The organism is Paenarthrobacter aurescens (genome assembly GCF_041549525.1).
GTDB lineage: Bacteria > Actinomycetota > Actinomycetes > Actinomycetales > Micrococcaceae > Arthrobacter > Arthrobacter aurescens.
This window is the reverse complement of the sequence record NZ_CP157456.1, coordinates 2,897,695-2,913,676: the sequence shown is the minus strand read 5'-3', so window position 1 is coordinate 2,913,676 and position 15,982 is coordinate 2,897,695. Positions and strand designations below refer to the sequence as shown.

The following is a 15,982-nucleotide window of genomic DNA, read 5'->3' as shown; positions in this document are numbered from 1 at the left end:
GGCTTCCTCTGGGAGGCCGGCCACTCTCGTTGAACCGGGGTCTTTGTCCGCGTAACGGCCCGCAGCTGTGAAATGGACGCTAATTTCGCAGCGGAACAGCGTTGCGGAGCGAGCTGCCCGAGGATTCCCGCTACCCTCGAAAGTATGCCGGTATGGTCCAAGGCGTCTAAAGCTAGTACAGAAAAGAAGGCAGAAGTCGTGTCAGTAGGTCAAGGCCAGGAAGAGGGCTCCGAAGAGCTCCGCAAATGGCTGTCTGGTCTCAAACCCGTCACCGGGGCGGACACGATGCTGCGCTTCGTCAAGACGCCTGAAGGCGCCATCGATCTCAGCAACGCCCACCCGTCCGGGCTGGCGCAGTTGCTCGCAGGCCGGCGAACACGGCTGTCCACACTCATCAGGGATCGCCAGCAGTATTTGGTGGCGGCCAGGGCTGCCCGCAACATCCGGTCCAAAATTTTCGAGCTCAGCAACGACCGCGGCATTGAGGCCGGGTACCTCTCGGCCGGCACTGTGGTGTGGACCTCTGCTGTGGGCGGCAAGCCCCAGCGTGTCTCCGCACCAGTGATGCTCACATCCATTGTTTTGACGGTACGGCCGGGCGAGGACGATTTCGAGCTCCAGCTCACCGAGCAAGCGCGGATGAATCCTGCTCTGGTGCGCCATTTGAAAACGGTCCATGGCATCGTCTTTGACGTCAATGCAGTTGCCCGAATGGCCTACAACACTGCCCGGCTTGATCCTCAGCCGGTCCTGGACCGCTTAGCCACGCTGATTCAGCCGATTCATGGGGCAGAGGTGGAGTTCAACCTGCTGGTCACTACGCTGGCTGACCTCTCAGGCAACCTTGATGATCCCTGGATCAACATGAACAATCCCACGGTGGCGGCCCTCTCGACTGCGGCCAATGGCGGGGACATTGAGCCCGAACCAATCAAGGCAGGCCGTTTCCCCAGCCTGGACCTTCGGGATCCGGCAGATGAACTTCTTTTGCTCGATGCCGACACCGATCAGCAGTATGTTGTGGATGCCGTTCGCGCCGGGGACTCCCTTGTTGTCAGCACTCCGCCAGGAAGCGGCCAGACGCAAACTGCCATCAACGCCATTGGTGCATTGGTGAGCGAGGGCAAGTCCGTTCTGGTGGTGGGAGACAGGCAAGCCAGCCTCGCAGGACTTTCCGGCCACCTTGAATCATTAGGCCTGGAGTCGATGCTCTTCCGGCCAGGAAACGGCACCACCCCGCAGCAACTTAAGGGCCAGCTGGTCCGGGCCATCATGCGCAATGAGAAAGCCCTTGAGCCGCAGCTTGGCAATCTTCACCAGACACTGACCGGTCACCGTCATGCCCTGATGGACCACGTCGCTTCCCTCCATAACGTCCGTGAACGCTGGGGGTGCTCGCCCTATCAGGCAATGCAGTCCCTCGCTGAACTGACCTCCATCCATCCGGCTCCCTCCACGACGGTGCGCCTGAAGCGAAGCGTCCTGGACAACATCAAGGACCGCGAAGAACTTGCCGGACGTCTGCGTCGGGCTGCCGAGCTTGGCAGCTTCAGCCGGGCCTCCACTTCCAGCCCTTGGTACGGTGCCCGGTTGGTGACCCGCAAGGAGACGGAGGAAGCACAGCAGCTCGCCCGTGTGGCCGAGGAGAAGCTACCGGTCCTGCGGGATCGCATGAAGCAGGTGTCCGACCACGCCGAGATTCGCCTGGGCGAAACTTTCACGGAGTGGGGCGCCCAGCTGGAACTGCTGATTGCCGTTCGGGAGAGCCTGGATAAGTTCACCCCGGACATTTTCGACCGGCCGGTGCACGATCTCATTTCTGCCACCGCCAGCTCTGCGTGGCGCCGTGAACGCAATCTTGAGATGCCCTCAATGCAGCGCTCCCGTTTGCGCAGGGTGGCTAAAGAATATGTCCGGCCCGGCGTTCACATCGCGGACCTGCACAGCTCATTGGTTCTGGTCCAGGAGCAGCGGGCTCTGTGGGCGGACTACGCAACAACCCAACGGCACCCGGCCGTTCCCTCCGGCCTTGCCGATCTCGGTGCCCTTTACCGGGAACTCGATGGTGAGCTGCGACGCCTCGGTGATGCCCTCAAGCACACCACCGATGGCGGCTCCCTGCACGGCACACCGTACCTGCAACTCATGGAACGGCTGGAGCGGCTTGTTGCCGATACAGCCACGTTGGAAACACTTCCCGAGCGAACGCTACTCATTGAGGAAATGCGGGAGCACGGACTCGGGGAACTGCTGGCCGACCTTGCTGCCCGCGAGGTCCCGGCGTCGTCCGTAGCCGCCGAACTGGATCTGGCTTGGTGGCAGTCCGCCTTGGAAGCCATGATCAGCGGTGATGACTACCTCGCCATGTCTGACGGGGACTCGTTGCGGCGCCTGGAAGCTGAGTATCGGCTCGCCGATCAAGCACACATTGCCAGTGGTGCCGCCCGCCTTCGCTGGCAGTTGGCCCAAAAATGGCGCCAGGGTCTTCTTGAGCACCCGCGGCAGGCAGAACTGCTCCGTGCCCTGTTGAAGGATGGCCGGGTGACCTTGCCCGCCCTGAGCGCCCAGGCACCGGATCTTGTGCCCCTGCTGGTGCCGGTATGGTCCGTCAGTCCTTACTTGCTCACGGGGGTTCTCCCGGCAGAGCAAAAATTCGACGCCGTGGTGATCATTGATGCCGAATCCACTTCTTTGCAGGCTGTTCTTCCGGCAATCGCGAGGGCACGGCAGGTGGTTGCTTTCGGTGATGCCAAGATTGCGCACGCCCGCACGTTCAGCGTAGCGGTGGAACCCCCTGTTGCCGGCGTGGCCAGCCACGAGAATGTGGACAGTGCATTCAAGGCATTGGCCAGGGTCCTTCCCACCTGGCAGCTGAATTGGGTTTACCGCGCGGTGGATGAGGACCTGATCCTCCAGTTGAGCAAGAACTACTACGACGGCGGCCTGCGCCGTTTGCCCGACGGCAACTCGGTTACAGGCTTGGACCGATCCATCCATGTGGAGTACATTCCCGACGGCACCGGTTTGCCCGGTGCGGATCATGAGGGCGTAGAGTCAGTCACCGCGGAGGTCAACCGCGTGGTGGATCTTGTCTTTGAACACGCCAGGCTCAGGCCCCGTACTTCCTTGGCTGTGGTGACTGCGAGCTTGCGCCATGCTGCCCGGATTGGTGAAGCCATCAGGCTGCAACTGCCCAATCACCCTCTGCTGTCCAGCTTCTTCGGAGCGGGCCCTGAGTCCTTCCGTGTGGTGGACCTCGAGCGCGCCCAGGGTCTGGTGCGTGACCACGTGATCTTCTCTCTGGGGTATGGCCGAACTCCACATGGCCGTGCGCTTCATTCCTTCGGTCCGTTGTCCACTGAGGGCGGGCGCAACCGCTTTGCCCTTGCCATGACGCGTGCCCGGCGCTCCATGCACGTCCTCACGTGCTTCAGGCCTGAGGATCTTGACCTGGATCGTCTGGCTCATGGTGCAGTGGACTTCTACGAACTTCTGGACCGCGAACTCTCCGGAAACAGTAACCTTGGAACCCCTGCCTCCCGTGCTGTAGCCAGCGAACAGGCCTTGGGCGAAGATCCGTTGGTGGCCGATCTTGGCGAACGCTTGCGCGCCCGGGGAGCGCGGGTATGGCACCTTTATGATGGCGTGCTGGATATCGCGGCGGCTGCTGACCCCGTTCACACCATTGGCCGCGAAGGTGCTGAGATTCCCACCCCCGTGGCAATCGAATCCGATGGCACTGAACGGTACCGCCGGATGAGTGTCCGTGAGCGGAGCCGGTTGAGGCCGCAATTGCTGGAGCGCATGGGGTGGCGTTACATGTCGCTCTGGACGATCGAGGTCTTCACCGATCCTTCGTCCTGCGCGGACCGGATCGGCTCCTACTTGGGCCTGGAGAATCACATCGCCCAGTCGGCGTCGGCCCACCGTGGTTTTCTTCACCCGGATGAGGAACCATTGAACCCAGGCAGTGACCAGCCCGTGTTTGCCACCGAATCCGTTGACCATGGTCAAGGCAAAGAGCGTCATGGCCATGTTCATGAGGCAGAGAACGCGAAAGAAGCACCACTGATGAATCAGGAAACAGGCGCGGAAGACCACGCTGCTGAGGACCCCGGCGAAGAGGTCAGTGGCACTTCGGCCCAGGACGCAACGGATCCAAAGTCCACGGGAGCCAAAGCCGGTTCCAGCGGAATTCTTCCCACCAAGGCCGCTGAGGATGATCCGCGGCGGTGGGGCGATGACTCCGGTTACGACCATGAGCAGTGGCTGAAGGAACAGAAGCCGCCGCATTGGGGCTGAACGGCAAGTACTGACTGAGCCGTCCTTCACGGGCTGACCAAAACGAAGAAAAGCTTGCCTTGCGTTGATGCGCCGGCAAGCTTTTCTGCTTGTTGGGGATCGGCAGCCACCACCACCAGGCCTTCGGTGTCACCCGTCCCCAGCCATTCTCCTGGTTTGCCGCCTTGCGCCGACGTCCAGAGGACGGGTAGGGGCCCTGCAAGAATTTGGCTCTGCCTTGATTCGTCATATGACCCGGCTGCTGCGAGGACCACTGTAATCAGTTGGCCGGGGGAGAGAAGCTGGATGGAGGAGGGGTCGGCCATTCGTAGGGGGACAGCAGCGGCTCCGACCGGCGCTCCTGTCAGGAGGCCTGGGCCCAGCAGGCTCGATTCCGAAGGTATTTGCCCCTTGCCCAGAGGGGATGCGAGTTGGCGGCCAACAAGGCCGTTGACGCTGCCGGGGGCTTCGCTGATAGCCAGACCTGGCGGCACCTCAATACTTGTGAAATCAGTTGCAGCAAGGCTGGTCCCCGTTGGGAGGTCCCGGGCTGCCACCAGGATGTTTATGCGCTGCTCCGAGGCGGGGGTCAGTTGTTGGACTGCGATGCCGGCGGCCACACACAACAGGAGCGCTACTGCGAAGCGGCGGTTGCGCAGGATCCAGAAGCCGAACCCGGGGCGTTGTGCACGCAGGCCGGGCCCGGAACCTGGTCCGCTGCGTCGGAATCGTGAACCGGTCCGGACGCGGGAATGCGCTGGAAGGGAGGGGCTTGGGCTTAGCTGCGGCCAATGACTGTCGGCCCGCGATGAGCGTTCGGCGCGGGCGAGGAGGGCGCTGCGTGACATGTGTGGCATGCCGCCACGTTAGTCAGCTGTCCGGGCCGGAAAACAGCGCCCGGTTGCCCTATGTGGAAAACCCTAGCTGCCGGCCGCAGCGGTTGCCGGTGTAGCTGCGGGTGCTGGTGAAGGAGCAGCCGGCGCAGGGGAGACAGTACTGCCCTTCGCGTCGCGGGAATCAGTCCGGTAGAAACCCGAGCCCTTGAAAACGACGCCCACGCTGTTGAACTTTTTCCGCAGCGCGCCCTTGCATTCGGGGCACTCCGTCAAGGAGCTGTCAGAAAAGGACTGGACGATGTCGAAGGCATGGTCACAGTCTTTGCAGGCATATGCGTATGTGGGCACTGAGTTCCTCCTTTAGGACAAAGTTCAGGTCCTGTGCAGCGTCGGCGGAAATTCCGCTTTAGCAGTCGCAGGGCCTGAGTGCTAATTCTATCATCGGTCACCGCGGGACGTGCCAGCGGTTGTGCTGGACCTCACGCGCCGGGCTCAGTTCTCTTCAGGGCCTTCGTGGAGATGCACAACTCCGGACGGGGTCAGCGCCTGGCGCACGGGCCGGTCGAATGCTTCGGCAGGGATGGAGCCTGAAGGTAACAAATCGTCGTCGAACACCACCGCGATGGTGGGCGGGCGGCCGCCGGAGGCATCAAGGCCCTGGAGGAGCCGGTCGTAGTAGCCGCCGCCTTGACCGATCCTGTTCCCATCCCGGTCCACCGCCGTCGCGGGCATGAAAATCCCAGCGGTGCCGGCTATCACAGAGCTTTCAAGGCGTTCGCCCTCCGGCTCGTCTATGGGCGCGTAAGGGGACCGGACAAAGGCCGTTTCAGGTGTCCAGTAGACCCAGCTTAAGAGCCTTCCCGGCTCGCAGACGGGCAAGAGGACCCGGTGTCCGGCCTTATGCAGCGAGGTAATCAGTGGGATGGTGGGTGGCTCGAAAGCCACGCCCAGGTACACGGCAAAGGTAGCGCCTGCATCCGGGGAGACGCTCGCGGCCCAAGCCGTACCGTGCTGTGCAAGTGACTCTCCTGCGCTTGCCAGATGCTCCGGGGTAAGCGTCCGTCTGTGGAGTCGCCGGCTGCTGCGAATGTCTTCCTTCGTTGCCATCTGTGTCCGATCGTGTGGTTGCCGCGTCACGTTTGAGCAGCAGGAGTTCTCCAATGCTGTAATCAAATGTGCCAACGACGCGGCGAGGGGTTTAGCCGATGAAGTGTTCTGTCCGTTACATTAGTCCGGTGACTCTAGAAAACAACGCTGTCCGTAAGGCCGTCATTCCCGCAGCAGGCCTTGGCACCCGGTTCCTTCCCGCCACGAAGGCGATGCCGAAGGAAATGCTGCCCGTGGTGGACAAGCCTGCCATCCAGTATGTAGTCGAAGAAGCAGTCAAAGTGGGCCTGCATGACGTCCTGATGATTACAGGGCGCAGCAAGCGAGCACTGGAAGACCACTTTGACCGTGTGCCGGCTCTTGAAGCCACATTGGCCGAGAAGGGCGATACCGCCAAGCTTGAAGCCATCCAGTCCGCCACCAACCTTGGTGACATCCACTATGTCCGCCAAGGCGACCCGAACGGCCTTGGTCACGCTGTCCTTCGTGCAAAGCAGCACGTAGGTCATGAGCCCTTCGCCGTGCTGCTGGGCGATGACCTGATCGACGCCCGCGAGGATCTGCTGAGCGAAATGATTGCCGTTCAGCAAAAGACCGGCGGTTCCGTGGTTGCCCTCATCGAGGTGGAACCTTCCAAGATCAGCGCTTATGGTTGCGCCGATGTTGAGGCCAGCGGTGAGGACGGCTACGTACGCATCAAGCAACTCGTAGAGAAGCCCTCCCCGGAAGAGGCACCGTCAAACCTTGCCGTGATCGGACGTTACGTTCTGCACCCGGCCGTGTTTGATGTCCTGGAAAAGACGGCTCCCGGGCGCGGTGGAGAAATTCAGCTGACGGACGCCCTTGAGGTGCTCGCTGCCGGCGAAGGTGAAGGCTACGGTGTATACGGCGTTGTCTTCCGCGGCCGCCGCTATGACACCGGGGACAAGCTCAGCTACCTCAAGGCGTGCATCGAGCTCGCTTGCGAACGCGAAGACCTTGGTCCTGAGCTTCGTGAATGGCTGCCCAACTTCACAGCCACGCTTCCCAAATAGACAAATTCATGATGTACGGCTCTGCGATCTGGCCGGTGACGCTGGAAAGCGGAGACCTGCTGCTTCGGCCCATCAGATACCGCGACAAGCGGGAATGGTCCGAAGTCCGTTCGCGGAACAGCGAGTGGCTGGCGCCGTGGGAGGCGTCCAACCCGGCTCCTGGTGGACGCCTGCCCAGCTACCGCCAAATGGTGGGTTCTCTGAATGAGCAGGCCCGTCAATCAACCGCTTTGCCGTTTCTTATTGTGGAGCGAACCGCCGGCTTCCGTGACCCACGGATTGTGGGCCAACTGACGGTCTCTTCCATCGTGTGGGGATCGGCTATGATGGCCACTTTGGGCTACTGGGTTGATAAGGACCGCGCCGGGCGTGGCATCGCCCCTACAGCTGTTGCCATGGCTACTGATCATTGCTTCAGGGTGCTGGGCCTGCACCGCATGGAAATCAACATCCGGCCCGAAAACTCTCCGAGCTTGAGAGTTGTGGAGAAGCTCGGATTCCGTGACGAGGGTTACCGGGAGCGCTACCTGCATATCAACGGCGAATGGGCCGATCACCGTTCCTTCGCGTTGACGGCCGAGGAAGTTCCCGAAGGCCTGCTTCGTCGGTGGCTCAGAGGATAAACGGGCAGGTCATGGGCCTTTTCGCTCATATCTCCAGTCATTTGCGGACTCGCCCACGACACACCGGCCGCAATGCCGCCGCACCCGGTGATTTGCTTCTACGGTTTTGAATGTGGACTTCCCTCTCAGCAGCTCAGTGATACTTGTGGTCACTGTTGCGCTGTGGATGGTCTGGGTGGCGCCTTATGTTCTGCGGAACAGGCGGCAACAAGTCCAAACGGCCGCTGTTCCAGCAGAGGCTTTTGATGACGAACCAGACGAAAAGCAGGCAGGGGTGGTACTGACCTTGGCACCTCAGCAGGAGAAACCAATGGAGACCATGCACAGCAAAGCACCGGCTTCGCCCCAGGATTCCCCAAAGGTGGAGCCCTCATTGCCGAAGGCGCACCCTACGCCTTTCACTATCCGGTATGCCCGGCTCACGCTGGCTTTGGCGGGCCTTGCCCTCTTGGTCACGGCAGCAGTTTCCGGAGTTCTAAGAATCTTGGGTGTCGGCTCGGTGTGGTTGCCGTTGGTGGCCTTCGTCGGCGCGGTACTTGCCGTGGTGACCCTGCGTAAGCTTGCCCTGAGGGACCTCCGTGAACGCAGGGCGCGCCGTGCCGCTCAGGCCGCGCCTATTCCTACACCTGCGCGCTACTTGCCCAAGGAGCCGGTGGTGGAGGCGAAGGAGACCGCGGTTTTCGACGCCGAGGCCACCAGCCGCGAGGCTGCACGGTTGTCCGCCGTTGAGTTGCGGGAGGCAGCGCTGGCTGTTGCTGTGGCCGCGGGAGATAAATCAGCTCACGCAGTCAACGACTCCAAGGGCGCCAGCTGGCAGCCTGTGGAGGTCCCCAAGCCTACGTACGTCGCCGCCGCCAAGGCGCCACGTCCAGCACCCGTTCCCCTGGACCTGCCTGAGGCACCAAAGCCCGTTGGTAAGCCGGTGCTGAAGCAGAACGTCGAGCAGGCTGAGGCAGTAACTTCCGTCATGGCGACGGCCAAGGGTCATAGCGCCCTGAGCAACTTGGACGATGTCCTGCAGCGCCGCCGCGCCTAATAGGCAATGACAGCCATTTGCGTTGCCGGTGGCACAGGCCAGGTGGGTCGTGAAGTTGTCCGGCTGGCAGTGGCAGCGGGTCACAAGGTTTCTGTCCTCAGCCGTCATGTACCAACGCCAGGCTCGGTGAAGCGCGACGACGGCGCAACGTACTTTGCCGGCGACGTCACCACTGGGGATGGATTGCCGGACGCACTGGCGGGCGCCGACGTCGTTATTGATTGCCTCGAGGGACAATCCGGCAAAGCCCAAAAGCAGTTCGCCGACGGCGGTGGCTGCTTCTCGCCGCTGCTCACCTTGCAGGGGTTGGCAGGGCGGTGGCACTGTCCATCATCAACTGCGACCTGACTTCTTCCGCTTTCTACGCCTCCAAGGCTGCCAAGGAACGGAAGTACGCCGAGGCTCCTCTGCAAACCGTTGGGGTCAGATCTACCCAATTCCATGGCTTGGTAGCTATGATCTTCGCCGCTGGAGCCAAAGTTCGGCTGGTCCCAACGTTCAGAGGTGTCAGCTTTCAGTCGATTTCACCTGTGGATGTTGCCGGTGCCTTGCTTCAGGCGGCGGTGGATGACTCGGAGCCGGGAATGCATCGCATGATGACCATAGCGGGACCACAGACCCTCTCCATGCGGCAGATGGCGGAGTTATGGAAGACGACTACGGGCGCGCGGGGAAAAATTATTCAGCTGCCTTTACCTGGTTCCTTGGGTGCCTTTCTTCGTGCCGGACACAATCTGACTGCGGAGCAGCCGTACGGCAAGGAGAGGTTCGTGTCTTGGTTGGAAAAGCGCAGGGAAAGTTTGTAGCCTAAGGACACTGGCCGGGCCCATGAGGCTCGATCCAGGGGCTATAGCTCAGTTGGTAGAGCGCTTCGTTCGCATCGAAGAGGTCAGGAGTTCGAATCTCCTTAGCTCCACATTTTTTAGGACGGGTCTCCGGAATCCCAGCTCACCTTCTGCGGTTTATTGGCAGTTCAACGTGCCGGTAAGGGGCTGACCCGCCCAGGAATTGGTGGAGTTGGGAACCTTGTAGTATCCGCGGATTTGGTAGGTCCAGGTACCGGACAAATTCGCGGAATTCTGGATTCCTGAGCTGTATGATCGCCCCGAACTCTTGCTCATGTCACCGGTGAACTGCACCACGCCGTCCGGGTCGATGACCTTCAACTCGTGATAGTTGGCGAAGGCAACGGCCGTGAAGCTGCTGACGCTGATTTTGGCTTGGCCGAACCAGAGAAACGAATCGCAGCTCTTGGTCACGGCCACGGTGTTGGCTGCCGGGGCGGGGATGCGTGCGGCGGTCATGGCCATGGCTCCTGTGTCGGTGTCACTGAACGAGGCATGTGCGGGCGAAACCTGGACGGACATCAAGAGGAGTACTGCAGCCAGGATGATGGCTGGTACCTGCCAGATGAAGCCCTTGCCCTGCATGTCCTTGATCCCCGTTTCCATAGCCCGATGTTCTGTTCCAAGTCTGCCCAACGGGTCTCAGGAATGACCTCGGTGAACACTCAAGGTCTGCTCAAGAACGGAAGAACCCACCGGGCCGGTTCAGTGAGGCGTGTGCTGCCCGTATGAGGTTGGACCGTGAGGCGAGGCAGCGGTCCGTTGTTTGCCGCAAAGCCGGAAGTGCTTGGGCCGCGTCCTCGAAGTGGTTTTCCCGGATCATGGATTCCATGGCCCGGCACTGGTGCTCCGTTTCCAGCGCACCCACCATGGCGGAGCTGATCTTCAGGCTAAGAAGTGCCGTTGTGGTCTCTGAGGCATCGCCGTCATCAACTGCGTGGACAATCCTTTCCACCCGCTGCGGGAGCATTGAGAAGTACTTTGCCAAGAACCGCAACGCCGGCCTCGGGTTTCCAAGCTCGTCAGCAAGGGACTGGATTCGGCCCAGGTCCCAATCGCCGGTGGCGGAGCTACGCGGCGGCTTCATCCCCGGCCCCTGCGGTGTTTTCCGGCGTTGATTTATTGGGATCTTTGGTCCAGATGGAGGCGAGCATCCCGATCACCAGGATTGCGGGGGCACCGTACATCAGGGTGTTCATGACCATGGGTTCGCGGAGCGTGCGGATGGCATTGCCTACGTACGGGATGGTGGCTACTTGCTTGTCCACGGTTTGGCCCTGAAGAGTGGCGATCCAGGGGTCGATGCCGTTATTGGCGTCGCCTTTGGTCTGGACTGCCACGCCCCCGTCGGCAGTGGTGGTGATGTCCGTGATGCGGTGGGTTTCCACCCGTTGATCCTCGACGGGGATGTGGTAGGTAATGACGTCGCCCACTTTGATGTCATTTATGGGGGTGGGGACGGTGACGACGACGTCTCCCGGGTTGATCAGCGGCGCCATGGATCCGGTCAACATGGTTGAGGTCTGGTAGCCAAGAATCCGCGGTCCTATCGCGAGGAACAGGAAAATCACGGCGCCCAGGACCAGCATGCCCACGCCGATGCCCCTGACGACTTTGCCGGCTACCCGGCGGAATGCGCCCGGCTTGTCATGGGATGAAGTTGTGGCCGCTGCGGGCTGCTTCACAGCGGCGGTCTCGGGGGACTGCGCGGCGGAACGCCGGCCGTGGGCGGCTGGGGTGGAGATGGTGCTCAGTGCGCTCATGCCTGGCGTTCCTTTCTATGGTTTGTTGTGCTTTAGTCTGTCCGGACAAACTCAAGGCTTGCTGCGGTGCGGCCTCAAGACTTGCTCAGGAAATGGGCCGGGGACCGGCCTGAAGGGCAAACGGGCCGGCCCCCGGGGCTATGGGGGAGCTTTTCGGCTCCCTTGTTGCTTATTTGGTGGTTTCGGTGCGTTGGGTGCCGGTGAAGGCGAAGGCGATGGTGGAGGTGGCGCCTTGGAAGTCGTTGTTCGCGGTGGTGGGGAACGCGGTGGTGACTTTGAGGTTGTCGGTTTTGGCCGAGGTCAGTGAGGTGAGGTTGGCCAGGGCTTTGTTCGCTGCGATCACGGGTCCGGAGGCCAGGACGGTGCTGCGGGTGCCGGTGCAGTTGTAGGGTGCGGTGGCACCGGTCCAGGCCACACTGCAGTTTTCGATGGTCAGTTGCAGGCCGTTGGTGGCGTCGGTGGTGAGCAGGGAGCCGGTGGCCCCGGCGGAGGTGGTGAGGGTGACGTTGTTCAGGTCTGAGTTGCCGGTGTTGGCCAGGGTGACGAGTTTTTCGACCTTGTCTCCGGGCAGCAGGCCCGCGACGGGGACGTTGAGGGTGTTGGCCGGTCCGGGTGCGCCCAGGGCGATGGTGACGGTGCCTGCGGTGACTGCCTGGGAGGCGGAGGTGGAGGACGTGAACGCGCCGTAGGTGCCCATGCCGGCCACGGCGGCTGCGGTGCCGACCAGTGCGACGGAGGCGAGGATTTTGCCGGAGGTGGTTTTGAGGCTGATGGCCATGAGGATCAGTTTCCTTTCGGGAGGCCACCGTGAGACCGGCCGGCCGTTCTTTTCCAGCCTCTCTGGCTGACAGGTTCTACTGTGCCGGGCGTGGATCAAGAACAAATCCTGTGAACGGTCAACACTGCCTCAGGAAAACCTCAAGACTCCCGCAAGCCAACCTAGGAGCGGAATTCGGCAAATACCCGCACAGGCCCCGCCTCGAAGTCGGCGCCCTCCTTAAGCCCCATCGCTTCGTAGAAGGCCCGTTGTCCGGGTTCATCGTCAGTGATGAGGACGAACTGCCGCACGTGCCGGTATCTTTCTTGAACACGGCTGAAAAGGGCTCGCCCAACACCTTTATTTTGGAACTCAGGCCTGACGAGAATGTCTTGAACGTAGGCAATGCTGGCATCGTCTGAAATAGCCCGAGCCAAGCCCACTAATGCGCCTTCTTGGTTTCGGGCCACCACCACTAGTGAAGAGTTCCTGATCGCTTGGGCAAGAACGCTTGGGCGGTTGGTGTAGGCGGACCAACCCACCGATGTGTAGAGGGAGAGGAGCTCCGCCTCAACTACCGTTCCATGTGTTGAAAATGTGAATGCAGACATTGGGACAGCCTTGCACGATTAGCGCGCATGAACCTGCAACTAAGCTGAAGCTGTGAGCCAACCACAAGTACCTAAGCCACTGGACGAGGGTCCTTTTTATCACGGCACGAAGGCGGACCTTCGGGAAGGCGACTTCCTTAGCCCAGGCTTCAGGTCCAACTACCGTCCTGAGGTGGTGGTGAACCATATCTACTTCACAGCTCTTCGGGATGGGGCAGGTTTGGCCGCCGAGCTCGCGGCCGGTGATGGCCAACCGCGCGTCTACCTCGTTGAGCCCACCGGTGCGTTCGAGGATGACCCCAACGTGACGGACAAAAAATTTCCCGGCAACCCTACGCGGTCGTTTCGCAGCGGCGCCCCGCTCAGAGTCATCGGTGAAGTGACCGATTGGACTCGTTTGGCTCCGGACGCCCTGCAGGAATGGCGGGTACGTCTTGCGGCAATTGCTGCGGACGAACGCGGAGAAATCATCAACTGACGAGGCGGCTCCGCTGCCCGGCTGTCTGGCCATGCCGCACAGGCCGTCGCCGGGAAGATCACTCCAAACAGCCAAGTAGTACTTGCCGGCGGGTCTACAAAACTCGAGTACCAACTACTCGTGCGCCTCCTTGCCGGCTGGCTTTTACTGGAGCCAGCGGATCCACGCACCGGCCGATGACCCCCCTCGTTCGCCGGAGCTGCCCCAAGGATCCGCGGCAGGGGCCGGACGGCATCACCCAGAAGTGCTGTCCGGCCCTGCGCAGGAGGGCCATTGTTGCGGGGAAGCAAACAGGTATATCGTTAAGTATCGTTCAGTATCGTTCGCGACATACCGAGGTGAGCTTGATGCATAATTCTTTCCCTGCAAATGGATTCATGGGAAACAACCTGGATGGCATGTGGCAGGCCGTGGAGGAGTTCCGGTCGCGGTTTGAAAAGCGTGCCGGTACCAGGGCGGGCCGGGGTGAGTTGAGGACAGCCATATTGGCCCTACTTGCTGAGCGTCCAATGCACGGATACCAGATCATCCGTGAAATCGAGGAGCGCAGCGGCGGAAGTTGGAAGCCCAGCGCCGGCTCGGTATATCCCACGCTTCAGCTGCTGGCGGACGAAGGTTTTGTCAGTACCGAAGAATCCAATGGCCGCAAAATCTACTCCCTCACCGAGGCTGGACGGGAGGACGTTGCAAGCGCCGAAACTGCAGCGCCGTGGGAATCCGCCGGTAACACCCCTGGTTTCGCCGCACTGCCCAAGGCCGGGGTGGAACTTGCCCAAGCCGCGGCACAAGTGGGCCGCACTGGTACCCCAAAGCAGGTGCATGAGGCCGTGACAGTGCTGGAAGAGGCACGTCGCAGGCTGTATTCGATCCTCGCCCAGGACTGAAGGGCGTGACGTCGCTTCGAGGCGACCATACGGATTCCTTGGCCGGGCAAGCCCGCGCCCGTTACCGACGCATACTCAGGTTCGCCGCATGGCATTTGCTGGTGACCTGGTGGTTCGAGCTGTTCCTGCCTCGTGTGGGCTTGCGAAGATTGACCGAGCGTAACCGCGCCCGGAGGATGCAACGCTTTGCCAGGCGGTTCCATGACCTTGCTGTGGAGCTCGGCGGCTTGATGATCAAGGTGGGCCAGTTTATGTCATCCAGGCTGGATGTTCTTCCGCCTGAGATCACCGCTGAACTCGAAGGCCTCCAGGACGAGGTGCCGCCCGTTCCTTTCCCTGCCATCAGGACTCTTGCCGAGGCGGAGCTCGGGGCACCCCTGGAAGCTGTCTTTGCGTCAATTGAGGAGACGCCCATAGCGGCAGCGTCCCTTGGGCAGGCGCACCGGGCAAAGCTCCTCCCCGGCGTAGCTGAGGATACTGGCCTCAGCAGTGTTGTTTTCAAAGTACAAAGGCCCGGCATCGATACCATCGTGGACGTCGATCTCGCTGCTCTGCGACGCGTGGGAGGCTGGCTCAGCCGTATCCGCATCGTCTCAAACCGTGCCGACGTGCCCGCACTGATCAAGGAGTTCGCACAAACCAGCCTTGAGGAGATCGATTACCTCAATGAGGCCGCAAATTCGGAGCGTTTTGCGGCTGACTTTGCTGACGACGACAGAGTGACGGTTCCGGGTGTGGTCTGGGAGCGGACTACACGCCGCGTGCTCACCTTGGAAGACGTCACCGCCATCAAGATCACCGATGCTGAGTCCCTCCGCATGGCTGGAATTGATCCGGGGTCAGTTGCCCCGGTATTTGCGTCCGTGATGTTTGACCAGTTGTTCACAAAGGGCTTCTTCCACGCCGATCCCCACCCTGGGAATATCTTTGTCACGCCCGATTCCACGTCGGCGGAACGCCCCTGGAAACTGACGTTCATCGATTTCGGCATGATGGGTGAGGTTCCGGCCAAGACCAGGAGCGGGCTGCGGAAGCTCTTGATCGCGGCGGCCTCCCGGGATGGAAAGGGCCTTGTGGCCGCCATCAGCGATGTGGGTGTCTTGATGCCCTCGGCTGACACGGCTGAGCTGGAGCGGGCCATGACGGGACTCTTCGCACGCTTTGGTGGCATGGGTTTCGCAGAACTTCGTGACGTGGACCCACGGGAGTTCCGCGATTTCGGGGCAGAATTCGGCAACGTCATCAGGTCGCTGCCATTCCAGTTACCGGAGAATTTCCTGCTCATCATCCGCGCCATGTCACTGACATCCGGGGTATGCAGCTCGCTGGATGCCCGCTTCAACCTGTGGGATTCGGTGGAACCCTATGCAGCACAGCTGCTGCGGGACGAGCGCGGCAACCTCGTCTCTGACCTGGCGGGTCAGGCGTTCGACGCCGCCACGGTCGCTTTGCGCTTGCCGAAGCGGCTTGACGGTCTGGTGACCCGGTTCGAAGACGGAACACTCCAGGTATCCAACCGTCGTTTGGAACGCCAGATGTCCCGGCTCATCGTTTTGGTCCGCCGAGCAGTAGCAGCAGTGGTTTTCGCAGCACTGCTGGTTGCCGGATCTGTGATTCGGTCCGAGGACCTTGTGCTGGGCAACTTGGTCATGATCGCATCGGCGGTTCCGCTGCTCTACGGTCTGTGGCCCGGGCGTGGAACGCAATGAGCTTTCAGGGTCGTCGTA

Annotated in this window: 17 protein-coding genes and 1 tRNA gene; 10 read left to right on the top strand and 8 right to left on the bottom strand. The window is 61.3% G+C overall.

Annotation, left to right across the window (positions count from 1 at the left end; all coding sequences use genetic code 11):
* Positions 1 to 144 precede the first annotated feature (144 nt).
* Positions 145 to 4,302, top strand: a complete 4,158-nt coding sequence (locus ABI796_RS13475; RefSeq protein ID WP_141281534.1) for a DUF4011 domain-containing protein — start codon at positions 145 to 147, stop codon at positions 4,300 to 4,302.
* Between the two features lie 26 nt (positions 4,303 to 4,328).
* Here ABI796_RS13475 and ABI796_RS13470 read toward each other — a convergent pair whose 3' ends face one another.
* The 3 genes from ABI796_RS13470 to ABI796_RS13460 all read right to left on the bottom strand — a co-directional run bounded on the left by ABI796_RS13470 (position 4,329) and on the right by ABI796_RS13460 (position 6,224).
* The gene (locus ABI796_RS13470) at positions 4,329 to 5,138 is read right to left on the bottom strand and encodes an RcpC/CpaB family pilus assembly protein (RefSeq protein ID WP_141281532.1); all 810 of its coding nucleotides are present in this window, start codon (positions 5,136 to 5,138) and stop codon (positions 4,329 to 4,331) included.
* A 63-nt stretch (positions 5,139 to 5,201) separates the two neighbouring features.
* Positions 5,202 to 5,465, bottom strand: a complete 264-nt coding sequence (locus ABI796_RS13465) for an FmdB family zinc ribbon protein (RefSeq protein ID WP_141281530.1) — start codon at positions 5,463 to 5,465, stop codon at positions 5,202 to 5,204.
* 144 nt (positions 5,466 to 5,609) lie between these two features.
* Positions 5,610 to 6,224 carry a 5-formyltetrahydrofolate cyclo-ligase gene (locus ABI796_RS13460; RefSeq protein ID WP_141281528.1) on the bottom strand — a complete coding sequence of 205 codons (615 nt, stop codon included), beginning with the start codon at positions 6,222 to 6,224 and terminating at the stop codon, positions 5,610 to 5,612.
* A gap of 98 nt (positions 6,225 to 6,322) precedes the next feature.
* On the opposite strand from ABI796_RS13460, the gene galU reads away from it, so the two are divergent.
* The 6 genes from galU (at position 6,323) to ABI796_RS13430 (ending at position 9,833) form a co-directional block, all read left to right on the top strand.
* Positions 6,323 to 7,258 (top strand): UTP--glucose-1-phosphate uridylyltransferase GalU, encoded by a 936-nt coding sequence (gene galU, locus ABI796_RS13455; RefSeq protein WP_174754468.1) that lies wholly within the window; start codon positions 6,323 to 6,325, stop codon positions 7,256 to 7,258.
* 11 nt (positions 7,259 to 7,269) lie between these two features.
* Positions 7,270 to 7,881, top strand: a complete 612-nt coding sequence (locus ABI796_RS13450; RefSeq protein ID WP_141281884.1) for a GNAT family N-acetyltransferase — start codon at positions 7,270 to 7,272, stop codon at positions 7,879 to 7,881.
* Between the two features lie 145 nt (positions 7,882 to 8,026).
* The gene (locus ABI796_RS13445) at positions 8,027 to 8,917 is read left to right on the top strand and encodes a hypothetical protein (protein WP_141281882.1); all 891 of its coding nucleotides are present in this window, start codon (positions 8,027 to 8,029) and stop codon (positions 8,915 to 8,917) included.
* Positions 8,918 to 8,923: 6 nt separating this feature from the next.
* Positions 8,924 to 9,265 carry an SDR family oxidoreductase gene (locus ABI796_RS13440; RefSeq protein ID WP_246095679.1) on the top strand — a complete coding sequence of 114 codons (342 nt, stop codon included), beginning with the start codon at positions 8,924 to 8,926 and terminating at the stop codon, positions 9,263 to 9,265.
* Positions 9,235 to 9,723, top strand: a complete 489-nt coding sequence (locus ABI796_RS13435) for a hypothetical protein (RefSeq protein ID WP_246095678.1) — start codon at positions 9,235 to 9,237, stop codon at positions 9,721 to 9,723. Before ABI796_RS13440 ends, ABI796_RS13435 begins: the two co-directional genes overlap by 31 nt.
* Positions 9,724 to 9,760: 37 nt before the next feature.
* Positions 9,761 to 9,833, top strand: a tRNA-Ala gene (locus ABI796_RS13430).
* Positions 9,834 to 9,879: 46 nt separating this feature from the next.
* Here the strand turns inward: ABI796_RS13430 and ABI796_RS13425 are convergent.
* From ABI796_RS13425 to ABI796_RS13405, 5 genes are all read right to left on the bottom strand, one after another.
* The gene (locus ABI796_RS13425) at positions 9,880 to 10,368 is read right to left on the bottom strand and encodes a hypothetical protein (RefSeq protein ID WP_141281524.1); all 489 of its coding nucleotides are present in this window, start codon (positions 10,366 to 10,368) and stop codon (positions 9,880 to 9,882) included.
* Between the two features lie 70 nt (positions 10,369 to 10,438).
* The gene (locus ABI796_RS13420) at positions 10,439 to 10,849 is read right to left on the bottom strand and encodes an Hpt domain-containing protein (protein WP_141281522.1); all 411 of its coding nucleotides are present in this window, start codon (positions 10,847 to 10,849) and stop codon (positions 10,439 to 10,441) included.
* Positions 10,833 to 11,525 carry a signal peptidase I gene (locus ABI796_RS13415; RefSeq protein WP_141281520.1) on the bottom strand — a complete coding sequence of 231 codons (693 nt, stop codon included), beginning with the start codon at positions 11,523 to 11,525 and terminating at the stop codon, positions 10,833 to 10,835. Before ABI796_RS13415 ends, ABI796_RS13420 begins: the two co-directional genes overlap by 17 nt.
* Before the next feature lie 169 nt (positions 11,526 to 11,694).
* On the bottom strand, positions 11,695 to 12,303 hold the full coding sequence (locus ABI796_RS13410) for a TasA family protein (RefSeq protein WP_344763160.1): 609 nt from the start codon (positions 12,301 to 12,303) through the stop codon (positions 11,695 to 11,697).
* Between the two features lie 161 nt (positions 12,304 to 12,464).
* Positions 12,465 to 12,893 (bottom strand): GNAT family N-acetyltransferase, encoded by a 429-nt coding sequence (locus tag ABI796_RS13405; RefSeq protein WP_141285978.1) that lies wholly within the window; start codon positions 12,891 to 12,893, stop codon positions 12,465 to 12,467.
* Positions 12,894 to 12,945: 52 nt separating this feature from the next.
* On the opposite strand from ABI796_RS13405, the gene arr reads away from it, so the two are divergent.
* The 3 genes from arr (at position 12,946) to ABI796_RS13390 (ending at position 15,964) form a co-directional block, all read left to right on the top strand.
* A complete protein-coding gene (gene arr, locus ABI796_RS13400; RefSeq protein WP_141285976.1) occupies positions 12,946 to 13,371 on the top strand; it encodes an NAD(+)--rifampin ADP-ribosyltransferase in 426 nt (141 codons plus the stop codon).
* A gap of 347 nt (positions 13,372 to 13,718) precedes the next feature.
* Positions 13,719 to 14,255 (top strand): PadR family transcriptional regulator, encoded by a 537-nt coding sequence (locus ABI796_RS13395; protein ID WP_141285974.1) that lies wholly within the window; start codon positions 13,719 to 13,721, stop codon positions 14,253 to 14,255.
* Between the two features lie 5 nt (positions 14,256 to 14,260).
* The gene (locus ABI796_RS13390) at positions 14,261 to 15,964 is read left to right on the top strand and encodes an AarF/ABC1/UbiB kinase family protein (protein ID WP_141285972.1); all 1,704 of its coding nucleotides are present in this window, start codon (positions 14,261 to 14,263) and stop codon (positions 15,962 to 15,964) included.
* Positions 15,965 to 15,982: the final 18 nt, after the last annotated feature.